At 53.2% G+C, this 13,564-nt stretch carries 11 protein-coding genes; 7 read left to right on the top strand and 4 right to left on the bottom strand.

The annotated features are described in order from the left end of the window. Nucleotides 1-166: 166 nt before the first annotated feature. On the bottom strand, nt 167-2,140 hold the full coding sequence (locus IE092_RS12105) for a DUF885 domain-containing protein (RefSeq protein ID WP_229793154.1): 1,974 nt from the start codon (nt 2,138-2,140) through the stop codon (nt 167-169). Between the two features lie 203 nt (nt 2,141-2,343). Here IE092_RS12105 and IE092_RS12100 point away from each other — a divergent pair, with 203 nt between their 5' ends. From IE092_RS12100 to dut, 7 genes are all read left to right on the top strand, one after another. After that, the gene (locus tag IE092_RS12100; protein WP_189357437.1) at nt 2,344-3,489 is read left to right on the top strand and encodes a methyltransferase; all 1,146 of its coding nucleotides are present in this window, start codon (nt 2,344-2,346) and stop codon (nt 3,487-3,489) included. A 129-nt stretch (nt 3,490-3,618) separates the two neighbouring features. After that, nucleotides 3,619-3,831 (top strand): hypothetical protein, encoded by a 213-nt coding sequence (locus IE092_RS12095; protein WP_189357436.1) that lies wholly within the window; start codon nt 3,619-3,621, stop codon nt 3,829-3,831. 337 nt (nt 3,832-4,168) lie between these two features. Further along, complete coding sequence (locus IE092_RS12090) at nt 4,169-5,149, top strand: bifunctional riboflavin kinase/FAD synthetase (protein WP_189357435.1); 981 nt, start codon at nt 4,169-4,171, stop codon at nt 5,147-5,149. A gap of 72 nt (nt 5,150-5,221) precedes the next feature. Beyond that, nucleotides 5,222-8,089 carry an isoleucine--tRNA ligase gene (gene ileS, locus IE092_RS12085; protein ID WP_189357434.1) on the top strand — a complete coding sequence of 956 codons (2,868 nt, stop codon included), beginning with the start codon at nt 5,222-5,224 and terminating at the stop codon, nt 8,087-8,089. 101 nt (nt 8,090-8,190) lie between these two features. Continuing rightward, nucleotides 8,191-8,706, top strand: a complete 516-nt coding sequence (lspA, locus tag IE092_RS12080; RefSeq protein WP_189357433.1) for a signal peptidase II — start codon at nt 8,191-8,193, stop codon at nt 8,704-8,706. A gap of 9 nt (nt 8,707-8,715) precedes the next feature. Next, a complete protein-coding gene (coaBC, locus tag IE092_RS12075; protein WP_189357432.1) occupies nt 8,716-9,918 on the top strand; it encodes a bifunctional phosphopantothenoylcysteine decarboxylase/phosphopantothenate--cysteine ligase CoaBC in 1,203 nt (400 codons plus the stop codon). A 26-nt stretch (nt 9,919-9,944) separates the two neighbouring features. Further along, nucleotides 9,945-10,394, top strand: a complete 450-nt coding sequence (gene dut, locus IE092_RS12070) for a dUTP diphosphatase (RefSeq protein WP_189357431.1) — start codon at nt 9,945-9,947, stop codon at nt 10,392-10,394. Between the two features lie 104 nt (nt 10,395-10,498). On the opposite strand, the gene IE092_RS12065 is transcribed toward dut, so the two are convergent. Genes IE092_RS12065 through clpS form a run of 3 tightly spaced genes read right to left on the bottom strand, consistent with a single transcriptional unit; the run spans nt 10,499 to nt 13,438 of the window. Beyond that, a complete protein-coding gene (locus tag IE092_RS12065) occupies nt 10,499-10,777 on the bottom strand; it encodes a hypothetical protein (RefSeq protein ID WP_189357430.1) in 279 nt (92 codons plus the stop codon). 52 nt (nt 10,778-10,829) lie between these two features. Continuing rightward, nucleotides 10,830-13,133, bottom strand: a complete 2,304-nt coding sequence (gene clpA, locus IE092_RS12060; protein WP_189357429.1) for an ATP-dependent Clp protease ATP-binding subunit ClpA — start codon at nt 13,131-13,133, stop codon at nt 10,830-10,832. Next, nucleotides 13,130-13,438, bottom strand: coding sequence for an ATP-dependent Clp protease adapter ClpS (gene clpS / locus IE092_RS12055; protein WP_189357428.1), 309 nt, complete (start codon nt 13,436-13,438; stop codon nt 13,130-13,132). The genes clpA and clpS overlap by 4 nt, the downstream gene beginning before the upstream one ends. Between the last annotated feature and the right edge of the window lie 126 nt (nt 13,439-13,564).

Genomic DNA, 13,564 nt, shown 5'->3' with positions numbered 1-13,564 from the left:
TCAGGCATTTTCTGTGCGGAATTCGCGATTCCGGATTGCGCGTCAGTACGAAGATGCCTGCGGGAAACAAAAAAGCGGGCATATCGCCCGCTCGTCTGTTACTACCGGAAACCTGCCTGCAATACGGAAACGGTGTAACAAGAACCTCCGTTCCCGCAGCAAACAATTACTCCGCCGCTGGTTCCGGTTTCTTCTGCGCCTCTTCCATCATTTTACGTATCATCGCCACCGGCGCACTGCCGTAGCTAAGGAATTGCTCGTGGAAGTCTTTCAGACGGAAATCCTTACCCAGCTTTTGTTTTTGCTGATCACGGAACGCCATGATGTCGGCATAACCGCTGAAATAACTGGTCAGCTGTACCGAGCTGTACTGCACCCGCGACCACTTACCGCGTGCTTCAGCTTGCGTCTGGAATGCATCTTCCATCAGGAAACGCAGCGCTTCCTCCTGCGTCATCCCCAGTACATGCACCGAGTAATCGAGGATGGTATTGCAGATCGTACGCAGATTCCATTTGTAATACATCAGCCACATTTCCGGCGTGTCACCGCCGTAGCCGGATTCCAGCATCATGCGTTCGCTGTACACCGCCCAGCCTTCTATCATTGCACCGTTACCGTATAAGGCTTTAATCACGGACATCGACTGATTTGCATGCTGCAATTGCGTGTAATGACCGGGAATCGCTTCATGGATATTCAGAATCTGTAATACCCAGTGATTGTATTCACGCAGCGTGCTTTCGATTTGTTCCGGTGACTGACCGGTCAGCGGTGTCACGTTGTAATAAGTGTTGTCACGCGGACGGAAAATGCCCGGCGCTTCTATCGATGCAATCGTTACGCCGCGCTGGTATTCCGGCGTTTCACGCACCACCAGTGGTTTGCTCGCATCCAGATTCAGCAATTGCTTGTCACGTATCCATGCTTCCAGCACCGGCAACTGACGGCGAATTTCCGGATACAGCTGATCAGCACTCACATGTTTTTCTGACAGCTTATCAATGACCATCTTAATACGCTGATTCACTTTTTCCGGCTTCGGCGTATCGCCCATGACCTTAGGCCATAACTGATCTGCCAGCGCAGCCATGCGGGTCAGTGCATCTTCTTTCGCTGCCAGCGCCTTCTGATACATTTGCTCTGCCGTCAGATCGGACTGGATATCGGCTTTAAACTTCGCTTCATACAATTCTTTACCGATACGGAAAGAGCGCCAGCCATTGTCCGGTGTAGTGTTCAGCAATTTCTGCAAATAATCACGGTAACCGGTGACTGCAACGCGTGCGTCCTGTAAGCGCGATTTCAGATCGGCTTTTTCTGTGCTGCTCAGGGTGGATGTTTTTGCCTGATCCGCAATCAGATCAAACACCGCCAGCGTACCCGCTGCCTGTGCAACGGCCAGCTGCGTATGCTCGCGGGTCGGTTGCTGCAAGCCTTGCTGAGCTGCCGCATAAAATGCCGGTACGTTAATCAGGCGTTCACTGATTAACCGCAGGCGTTTTTCCAGCGGTGCAAACTGGGTATTGATCAGGCTGTCAAAACCACCGGCCACATTGTGGACCGACGGATTCCACGCAAATTCGCGGAAAGTCTGGATGTACCAGCGGCTGCTTTCCAGATACTGACGCATCATCGCGAGATCGGTTTTATCCGCCGCTGGCAAATAGGTTTCATTGATATTGCCCAGCGTTTTCAGCCAGCGCTCGCAAAACTGCAAATAGCGTTCGCGGCTCGCTTCATCGGGAATCGACAAGCGGTTACCGGCGTCGTAACGACCGGCAGACATCGCGGTTTCCGGGTCTTGTTGCCAGAAGTCTTTCAGGAAATAAGCGCGGGTATTCGCAAATTCCGCACTTTTAATGAGACGGATATCTTCATGTCCGCCGCGCTTCGGCGCCAGCTTGGCTGCTTTGCCACCCTTGACTGCTTTAGCGCTGGCTTTACCACCTTTTTTCGGTGCTACTTTGGCAGATTTTCCTTTTGCTGCAGGTGCTGCCTTCTTCGTATTTTTCGCCGCCGCTTTTGCAGGGCGATTCACCGCTGCGGCTTCCGGCACCACCAGCACGCTGCCCGCCACGCTGAGTGCCAGCGCCGACAGGATTGCTTTGTAACTTTGCATCTTGTATCCCTTGTTCATGATTCTTTGCTGCGAACTGCGCCTGCCCTGTGTGGCGGCATTTGTCCGCTGCCCCGCTGACCTGCGCAACATCCGTCGCTGCAAGGATTTTTCGGGAACGGTGATTAAACACAAAATACGGCCGGAGTGCCAGCATTCTGTGAATCACGGCTTCTTTGCTACACTACGCCCTTTGCTGCTGTACTTTGGAATTTCTGACTGTGATGACTTCTGACACTCTCCCCGGCCACCTGCACTGGGAGCAGGACGGCGAACAACGCTCCTGCCTGTGGCGCTCTGAAAATGGCAGCGCGCCACCCAAAAAAGTGCTGCTGGCGGATGACCGCATGCCCGCCGATCAGGCCTATAAACTGGCTTGCGAAGGCACGGCCTTATTGTGGCAGGGTGATTATCATCAGGCCCGTCAACTGGTACAGGCACTGGGACGCCGTCTGGAGAAGAAAAGTTCACGCAACACCAAACCGGTCAGCAGCGATATCACCCAAGTCTTCCATCAGCATCGACAGGCACAGGCGCACCGCGCCCGCATTCTCGGCATGGTGCTGATCCCGGTGAACGGCGATCTGCGCATTCCGCTGCGCCGCGCGCCGGATGTGAAACTGGCACTGACACAGGCAGGCGTCACTGAGGGCGAAGCCTTCGCCTTATCGCTGCGCGAATTGCTGGGCATCATCGGTGCATTCGAGTGGCGCAAAAACGGTGTGGAGATTCCCGCACTCGGCGGCAAAATCCATCCGTATTACGGCGTGTTTTCACCGATACGCGGCGAATACATCGATCTGGTACAAAAAGCCCGTCTGCCATCGGATGAACTGGCATTTGATATCGGCACCGGTACCGGCGTACTGGCAGCTGTGCTGGCACGCAAAGGCGTGCGCCGCATTATCGCCACCGATCAGGATCAGCGCGCGCTGGCTTGCGCGGCGGACAATCTGCAGCGTTTAGGCGTGGCATCGCAAGTCACGCTGCAAACTGCTGACTTGTTTCCGGAAGGCAAAGCACCGCTGATTATCTGTAATCCGCCGTGGTTACCGGCACGTCCGAGTTCCGCGATTGAATACGCGGTCTACGATCCGGACAGCCGCATGCTGCGCGGCTTCCTGAATGGCCTGAAATCGCATCTGACGGACGATGGCGAAGCCTGGATGATTATGTCGGATCTGGCGGAGCATCTGGGTTTGCGCGGTAAAGATGAATTATTCACGCTGATCAGCGCCGCCGGTCTGGTGGTGGCCGGCAAAATGGATATTCGTCCGCGTCATGGCAAAGCCACCGATAACGCCGATCCGCTGCACCGCGCCCGTTCGCAGGAAGTCACGTCGCTGTGGCGTTTGCGTCATCACCTGTAAGCCGGTCAGCGCGGCATTTGCTGGCTGACCACAACTGTTGCTGCACTGCGCGTCCTTGCTGATCGTCTTTCGCTGTTTGTTTTTTGTTGTTTGTGTTGATTTGTTTTTCTGAAATTCTGAGAGTGTTCTATGTCCAAACCCGCCCGCATCCTGACCTTTAAATGCACTTCCTGCCAGAAACCGGTCAAAGTGTTTCTGCAAAAAGTGTCAGCCTGCTCCCATATTTCTCCGTATCAGGGCATTTGCGATTGCGGACAAGTGATGAAGCATGCCACCGGCGATAAAGAAGCAGTTGCCTCCTATCTGGCTTCCGATTCTGTAACCTGGTCGCATCACCACTGATCCTGATCCGTCACAGAACAGCCGGTGCGACTCTGCAGAAATCGTCATTCGGGCAAAATTCCATCTGCCCGCTCAGCGAGTGTTTCTGCGGACGTCCGTCAAAAACCGGCTTTTTTCTGTGCAGAACACCGCATTTGGGCTGAAAAACGGCTTTTTGACCGCCCGCAACCTGCACCTGACGCCTGAACAGCACAGATCAGTGCGACGCAACAAGGCCGGCATCTGCAGAGAACAAGCCAACCGAGGCGTTCTTCTGGCGCAAACACAGGCAATTTGCGGCTGAAATGGCCGAAAGCATTTATAATCTGACGCTTTGCAGCAGATTTTTCCGGAAACAATGAGGGTATTTCGCGGACTTCCTAACGCCGCCTCGCGTGCACCATGCGCGCTGGCAATCGGTAATTTTGACGGTGTTCATCTCGGACACCAGACGCTGCTCGCCCATTTGCGCGCTGCGGCAGACCGGCTCGGACTGGAATCTGCGGTCATGACCTTTGAGCCGCACCCGCGTGCTTTCTTTGCACGTCTGGCCGGCGATGTTTCCAAAGCACCAACCCGGATTGCCAATCTGCGTGACAACTTATCATCCCTGCAAAACGCCGGTGTTGACCGCGTGATTGTGGAACACTTCAATCAGCATTTTGCATCGCTGTCACCGGAAGAATTTATCCGCCAGATTCTGGTGGAAGGTCTGCATGTGAAATGGCTGATGGTCGGTGAAGATTTCTGTTTCGGCGCACGCCGCGCCGGCAATACCGACACCCTGAAAGAAGCCGGCCAGCGCTATGGCTTTGAAGTCAGTGTGTTACCCGCCGTCAAAAACGGTGACATCCGTATTTCTTCTTCCGCTGTGCGCGCCGCACTGGCCGCCGGTGATTTCAGCCATGCCAGCGATTTACTCGGCCACAGCTACCGCATTTCCGGCCACGTGGTACACGGTCAAAAACTGGGCCGCACGATCGGCTTCCCGACCCTGAATCTGCGTATCGCGCATCAGCGCCCTGCCGTCAGCGGTATTTTCGTGGTGCAGGTACATGGCCTGTCTGATCAACCTTTACCGGGCGTCGCCAGTCTGGGTGTGCGTCCCACCGTGGAAGACAATGGCCGCGTGCTGCTGGAAACGCATGTATTCGATTACAGCGGCCACGCTTACGGCAAAGTCGTGCAGATTGAATTCCTGCAAAAACTGCGCGATGAAGAGAAATACCATGATCTGGAAACCCTGACCGCCGCCATCGAAAACGATGCAAGTCAGGCCAGAGCGTATTTCCGCGATCAGGCGCGTATCCCTGCCAGTTCCGCAACCGACCGAATTTGACCACCGGAAAACACCCGCTTTCCGCACCGGCGCTCCGGTGAGTCCAACCATTTTTAGCAAATTCTCTTAATTATGTCTGATAAGAAAACGGCGAAACCTGCCAGCAAATATCCGGTCAATATGACCGAAACCGCTTTCCCTATGCGCGGCGATCTGGCCAAGCGCGAACCGAACTGGGTAAAACAATGGCAGGATAAACAAATCTACGAACGTGTACGCAAAGCCGCTGCCGGTCGTCCGAAATTCATCCTGCACGATGGTCCGCCGTATGCCAACGGCGACATCCATCTGGGCCACGCCGTCAATAAAATTCTGAAAGACATGATTATCAAAGCACGCACACTGGGCGGCTTTGATGCACCGTATGTACCGGGCTGGGATTGCCACGGCATGCCGATCGAAATTCAGATCGAAAAACTGCACGGCAAAAACCTGCCGGTGGATGAAGTGATCCAGAAAGCCCGCGCTTACGCGAATCAGCAAATCGATAACCAGAAAGCCGGCTTCCGCCGTCTGGGTGTGCTGGGCGAATGGGACAATCCTTACAAAACCATGAACTTCAGCAACGAAGCGGACGAAATCCGTGCGCTTGGTACGCTGCTGGAAAAAGGCTATGTGTACCGTGGTCTGAAACCGGTGAACTGGTGTTTCGACTGTGGCTCCGCGCTGGCAGAAGCAGAAGTTGAATACGAAAACAAACGTGATCCGTCTATCGACGTCGGCTTCCCGTTTGCGGAACACGACAAACTGGCTGCGGCATTCGGCCTCAGCGCCCTGCCGGTACAAACTGGTTACTGCGTGATCTGGACCACCACACCGTGGACCATCCCGTCGAATCAGGCGCTGAATATGCATCCGGAAGTGGTGTATGCGCTGGTCAAAACCGAACGTAACGGCGAAACCATTCTGTTGCTGATCGCACAGGATCTGGTGGAAAGCAGCCTGCAACGCTGGGAATTGCAAGGCGAAGTCATCGCTACCACCACCGGTGAAAAACTGGCTGGCATCAGCTTCAAACATCCGCTGACCGCTGCCCACGAAGGTTATGCACGTCTGTCGCCGGTGTATCTGGGCGACTACGTGACCACCGACAGCGGTACCGGCGTGGTGCACTCCGCACCGGCTTACGGTATCGAAGACTTCCAGTCCTGCAAAGCCCACGGCATGAAAGATGCCGACATCATCGCGCCGGTCATGGGCGATGGCCGCTATGCATCCACGCTGCCGCTGTTTGCCGGCATGACGATCTGGGAAGCGTCCAAACCGATCTGCGAAGCATTGCGCAATGCCGGCACGCTGTTCTCGCTGAAAATGTTTGACCACAGCTACATGCACTGCTGGCGTCATAAAACACCGATTATTTACCGTGCCACGTCGCAATGGTTCGCCAGCATGGATAACACACCGAAAGACGGTGGTGATTCCCTGCGTACCACAGCGCTGAATGCGGTTGAGCAAACTGCCTTCTTCCCTGCATGGGGTAAAGCACGCCTGCAAGGCATGATTGCCAACCGTCCGGACTGGACCCTGTCGCGCCAACGTCAGTGGGGCGTGCCGATGGCATTCTTTATCCACAAAGAAACCGGTGCCCTGCATCCGCGTACACCAGAATTGCTGGAACAGATCGCACAACGTGTTGAGCAGCAAGGTATCGAAGCCTGGCATGCACTGACCGCGGAAGAATTGCTGGGCGCAGAAGATGCGGCGATGTACGAGAAAAACCGCGACACACTGGATGTGTGGTTTGATTCCGGCATCACCCACAAAACCGTATTGCGCGGTTCCCATGCGGAACAACTGAGCTTCCCTGCCGATCTGTATCTGGAAGGTTCGGATCAGCATCGCGGCTGGTTCCACTCTTCCCTGCTGACCGGCTCTATGCTGGATGGCCGTGCGCCGTACAAAGCGCTGCTGACACACGGCTTTACCGTGGATGGCGAAGGCCGCAAGATGTCGAAATCGCTGGGCAACACAATTGCACCACGCGAAATCACTGACACGCTGGGCGCCGACATTCTGCGTCTGTGGGTGGCATCGACCGACTACTCCGGCGAACTCTCGATTTCTGATGAAATCCTGAAGCGCGTGACCGAAGCCTACCGCCGTATCCGTAACACCCTGCGCTTCCTGCTGGCAAATACTTCGGACTTCAATCCGGCAACCGATTCCGTCGCGATCAGCGAGATGCTGGAAATCGACCGTTTCGCGATTGCCAGTGTGAATGCACTGCAAACCGAAGTGCTGGCACATTTCGACAAATATGAATTCCATCCTGTCGTCGCCAAACTGCAGACTTACTGCTCGGAAGACCTCGGTGGTTTCTATCTGGACGTACTGAAAGACCGCCTGTACACCAGCGGTGTGAACTCTCCGGCGCGCCGTTCTGCACAGACTGCGATCTGGCATCTGACCCATACGATGCTGCGCCTGCTGGCACCGGTATTGTCTTTCACCGCCGAAGAAGCCTGGGCATTCTTCGCCGGTGAGCAAACTTTCAAAGACAGCGACGAAACGATTTTCACGCAGACCTTCTACCAGTTACCGGCAATTTCTGACGCGGAAGCACTGCTGGCACGTTACGCAATTCTGCGCGACGTGCGTAATCAGGTGACCAAGCAACTGGAAGAAGTCCGCATGGAAGGCAAAATCGGTTCTTCTCTGCAGGCAGAACTGGAAATTTTCGCCAGCGGTGAAAAATTCGCCGTACTCAGCAGCTTTGCCGATGACCTGAAATTCCCGCTGATCGTCTCTGCTGCTGTCGTGCGTGAAGTAGCAACTGCGGAAGAAGAACAGGTACTGGTCACGCCATCTACCCATCAGAAATGCGAACGCTGCTGGCATTACCGTGCCGATGTTGGCAGCCATGCAGACCATGCCGGTCTGTGCGGCCGCTGCCACAGCAATTTGTTCGGAGCAGGTGAAGCGCGTCAGTTTGCCTGATGCGTGACAAAAAAGCGGGGATCTTCCCCGCTTTTTTCTGCGTCACAACCTAGCTGCCCATTCAATCCTGAATAACTATCCTGAAATTACTGACACACCTTATGGCAACCAAAAAGAAAGTGCTGCCGGTTGGCAATTCCCGTTCTAACAGCGCGTTTATTCTGTGGCTCGGCATTGCCGCCATCATCGTTTTACTTGATCAGGTTACCAAGATCACAATCACACGTCTGTTCAGCTATGCTGAAACGCTGAGCGTGACCTCGTTTTTTAATCTGACGCTGGTGTACAACAAAGGAGCAGCATTCAGCTTCCTGGCAGCTGAATCCGGCTGGCAGCGCTATTTCTTTACCGCGCTGGGTCTGGGTGCATCGGCCTATATCAGCTGGCTTTTGTTCAAAAATAGTAGCCAGAAACTGTTTTGCGCAGCCTTGTCACTGATCATGGGCGGTGCCATCGGCAATGTGATCGACCGTGTACTGTATGGTCATGTGATCGATTTTCTGGATTTTCATTATCAGGAAATTTACCATTTCCCGGCCTTCAATCTGGCTGACAGCGCAATCTGCCTCGGTGCTGCGCTATTCATACTGGATGAATTGCGCCGCGTGAATAAGTAAGGAGTTGTCATGGTATTGCAGGGTAAAAAAATTGTACTCGGCATGACCGGCGGTGTTGCCTGCTACAAAGTCGCAGAGCTGACGCGTGCGCTGGTCAAAGCCGGTGCCAGCGTACAAGTGGTGATGACCGCATCTGCAACGCAGTTCATCACGCTGGTCACCATGCAAGCCTTGTCCGGGCAAACCGTGTACACCGATGCTTGGGACAGCCGCATCCCTAACAATATGCCGCATATCGATCTGACCCGCGATGCGGATGCGATTCTGATTGCGCCTTGCAGTACCAACTTCATGGCGAAGCTGGCCAACGGCCTTTGCGACGATTTATTGTCCACGCTGTGCATTGCACGCCCTGCCAATCTGCCACTGCTGATTGCACCGGCGATGAATGTGGAAATGTGGCAAAACGCGGCAACTCAACGGAACGTTGCCACTCTGCGCCAGGATGGCCTGCAACTGCTTGGCCCTGCTGCCGGTGCGCAAGCCTGTGGCGAAACCGGTTACGGTCGCATGCTGGAACCCGAAGAATTGCTGGAAGAAATGATTGCGGCATTCACGCCAAAAGCCCTATCCGGCAAACATTTACTGATCACCGCCGGACCGACCTTTGAACCGATAGATCCGGTACGCGGCATCACCAATTTATCCTCCGGAAAAATGGGTTATGCAATTGCCGAAGCCGCTTACCGTGCCGGTGCGCAAGTCACGCTCATTTCCGGTCCTGTTGCGATGTCTGCACCTTATGGCGTGCAACGAATCAGCGTACAGACTGCACAGCAAATGCATGATGCCGTGATGGCTGCATTACTGACGCAGCGTCAGGATGCTTTCATCGCTGTGGCAGCGGTCGCGGACTGGCGGGTTGCCAATGCCAGCGATCAGAAGCTGAAGAAAAACGGCGCGGGAGATTTACCCCAGCTGGAATTCGCACAAAATCCGGATATTCTGGCCAGCGTCGCCGCAATGGCGGATGCGCCGTATTGCGTGGGATTTGCAGCGGAATCAGAACAGTTACTGGAATACGGTGCTGCCAAGCGCCTCAAAAAAAACGTGCCTTTACTGGTGGGCAATATCGGCCATCAGACCTTTGGCAAAGATGATAATGAGCTGATCCTGTTCGATGAGCATGGTCACCACCCACTGCCGCGTGCAAGTAAAACAGCACTGGCCGCTATGCTGATCAGTGAGCTGGCCAAACGCCTGCCACACTGATCTTTGTTTTTCCCTGAAGAGTTCTTATGAAAAAAGTCGCTTTAAAAGTTCTTGATCAACGCATGAAAGATCAGTTACCGGCTTACGGTACGCCGGGCAGTGCCGGTCTGGATTTACGTGCCTGTATCGATGCTCCGCTCACGATCGAACCGGGTCAGACGGTTCTGATACCGACCGGTATCGCCATTCATATTGCCGATCCCGGTTACGCAGCGATGATTCTGCCACGCAGTGGTCTGGGTCATAAAAATGGTATCGTACTCGGCAATCTGGTCGGTCTGATCGATTCCGATTATCAGGGTCAGTTGATGGTATCCACATGGAATCGCAGCCAGACTACATTTACACTGAACCCTATGGACAGACTGGCGCAGCTGGTCATCGTGCCTGTGATGCAGGTTGAATTCGATGTAGTTGATGAATTCGGTGACAGTAGCCGTGGCGAAGGCGGTTTCGGCAGCACAGGCAAGCAATAAGCGCCCGAAAGTTTTCATCGCTTCGGGCCTTGCTCTTAGTATCAACAAAAAGCCGGTTCAAAACCGGCTTTTTGTTTGCATCGATCAGTTAACGAAACTGCAGCTTAGCGTTTCGTTTTACGGGCGCGGCTGGCGGACTCCCGAACGATGTTATAACTCCAGTAATCCTCATTGACACCACTGCTAACGCTGACACATACTAAAAACTGGTCATCCGCATCTTTTAACCTGCGTCCGATGCCCGTAGTGCGCTCGTTAACATCGCTGCGTTTATAGACATCCACTTCCACTTCCTGACCGTTAATCGCAGCTGCAGACAAAATAGATTCGATTGTTTTCGCTGTATATTCCAGCATATATGCCGGTGGTTTTGGAATCGCCATATCTCCCCCGAAAATGAAACAGGGCAGCACATGCCGCCCCTGTCACTTGTTGTTATTCCAGTTCAGCAACTTCCTGAGAAGCACCTGACGGCGGATCATTTTCTCCTTCTGAAAACTCCAGACGAATCTGATCCTGATCATCTAAATCAACCACAACTTTACCACCGGATACCAGACGGCCAAACAGTAGTTCGTCCGCAAGCGCTTTACGAATGAGATCCTGAATCAGACGCGCCATCGGGCGTGCGCCCATCAGCGGATCAAAGCCTTTTTTACCAAGGAATTTACGCAATGCGTCGGTAAATGCTGCTTCGACTTTTTTCTCGTGCAACTGCTCTTCCAGCTGCATCAGGAACTTATCCACAACGCGAAGAATGATTTCTTCGTTCAATGGACGGAAGCTGATGATTGCATCCAGTCGATTACGGAATTCCGGTGTGAACATGCGTTTGATGTCCGCCATTTCATCACCGGCTTCACGGGTATTCTGGAAGCCGATACTGCGTTTTTGCAGGCTTTCCGCACCAGCATTTGTCGTCATGATGATGATCACATTACGGAAATCGGCTTTACGGCCATTATTGTCCGTCAGCGTGCCGTGATCCATCACTTGCAGCAGAATATTGAAAACATCCGGATGCGCTTTTTCAATCTCATCCAGCAGCAGCACCGCATGCGGTTTCTTTGTGATGGCTTCCGTCAGTAATCCGCCCTGATCAAAACCGACATACCCCGGCGGAGCACCGATCAGACGACTGACCGCATGACGCTCCATATATTCGGACATGTCGAAACGAATCAGCTCAATACCCAGCGTGAATGCCAGCTGTTTTGCAACTTCCGTTTTACCAACACCCGTTGGACCGGAGAACAGGAAAGCACCGATAGGCTTGTCAGTTTTTCCAAGACCGGCACGCGCCATTTTGATTGCAGACGACAGCGCCTCAATCGCAGGCTCCTGCCCGAATACAACATTTTTCAGATCACGCTCTATCGTTTGTAACTTAGCACGATCATCCTGATTCACCGTTTGCGGCGGAATGCGGGCAATTTTGGCAATGATATCTTCGATATCTGCTTTACCAATCGTTTTCTTTTGCTTGGACTTCGGCAATACACGCTGCGCTGCGCCCGCCTCATCAATCACATCAATTGCTTTATCCGGAAGATGGCGGTCATTGATATAGCGTGCCGCCAGTTCAGCTGCTGTTGTCAGCGCAGACGCTGAGTATTTAACGTTGTGATGCTCTTCAAATTTGGATTTCAATCCGCGGAGAATCTGAACCGTTTGCTCAACCGTCGGCTCAGCCACATCAATTTTCTGGAAGCGGCGCGACAACGCATGATCCTTCTCAAACACACCGCGGTATTCGGTATAAGTCGTTGCACCGATACATTTGAGCTGACCGCCGGACAATGCCGGTTTCAGTAAATTGGATGCATCGAGCGTACCACCGGATGCTGAGCCAGCACCGATAATGGTATGAATTTCATCAATGAACAAAATACCATGTGCGGTATCGCGTAACTGACGCAAAACACTTTTCAGGCGCTGTTCGAAATCACCACGATACTTGGTTCCGGCGAGTAATGCCCCCATATCGAGAGAGTAGACCACTGCATTCTGCAACACGTCAGGCACTTCGCCCTGCACGATGCGCAGTGCAAGTCCTTCTGCAATCGCCGTTTTCCCCACACCTGCTTCACCGACCAGCAGAGGGTTATTTTTCCGGCGACGGCATAAAATCTGGATAACCCGCTCTACTTCTGAATCACGGCCAATCAGCGGATCAATTTTTCCTTCCGCGGCGTGGCGGTTCAGGTTTTGCGTAAACTGATCCAGCGCATTTTCGCGGGCTCCAGATTCAGCCTGCCCTTCCTCGGCTCCTTCGTGTGACTTATGCGTATCCTGCGGCTGATCTTTACGAACGCCGTGCGAAATGAAATTCACAACATCCAGACGGGTCACTCCCTGCTGATGCAGGTAGTACACGGCGTGCGAATCTTTTTCGCCGAATATTGCGACCAGCACATTGGCACCGGTCACTTCTTTCTTTCCGTTAGAGGAAGACTGAACGTGCATGATTGCACGCTGAATCACGCGCTGAAATCCCAGCGTCGGCTGTGTATCCACCTCATTTGTACCAGGTACAGTAGGCGTATTGTCTGCTATGAACACCGACAGTGTTTTGCGCAAATCCTCGATATTCACTGCACAGGCACGAAGTACTTCCGCTGCAGACGGATTATCCAGCAATGCCAGCAGAAGGTGCTCTACCGTAATGAATTCGTAACGTGCCTGCCTGGCTTCGACAAACGCCATATGCAGACTAACTTCCAGTTCCTGAGCAATCATACTTCCTCCATCACACATTGCAGCGGATGGCCGGCGCGCCTGGCATGCGTCAACACCAGCTCCACTTTTGTCTGCGCAATATCTTTAGGATACACGCCACAAATTCCTTTTCCATCGCGGTGAACCCTGAGCATGATTTGCATCGCAGTCTCACGGTCTTTATTGAAATATTCCTGTACGATCGCCACGACGAATTCCATCGGCGTATAGTCGTCATTGAGTAATATCACTTTGTACATTGGAGGCGGTTTCAGCTTTTGCGTTTCCCGCTCCAGTACGGTACTGTTTTCTTGCTTTGTTCCCATACGCTTATTTTAGTACTTTGGCCGTCTTTGAATGCCAATAATAAGCGAATAAATAGCCCACTTATTCCGCATTGCCACAAATGTTACCCTGTTTCTTACTATTTAGCAGATTGCGACGATTTTCCA

Origin of the sequence: Cognatundibacterium squillarum, from assembly GCF_014652435.1 — a bacterium.
GTDB lineage: Bacteria > Pseudomonadota > Gammaproteobacteria > Burkholderiales > Burkholderiaceae_D > Undibacterium > Undibacterium squillarum.
Note: the sequence above shows the minus strand (reverse complement) of the source record. Positions and strands in the feature narration are given on the sequence as shown.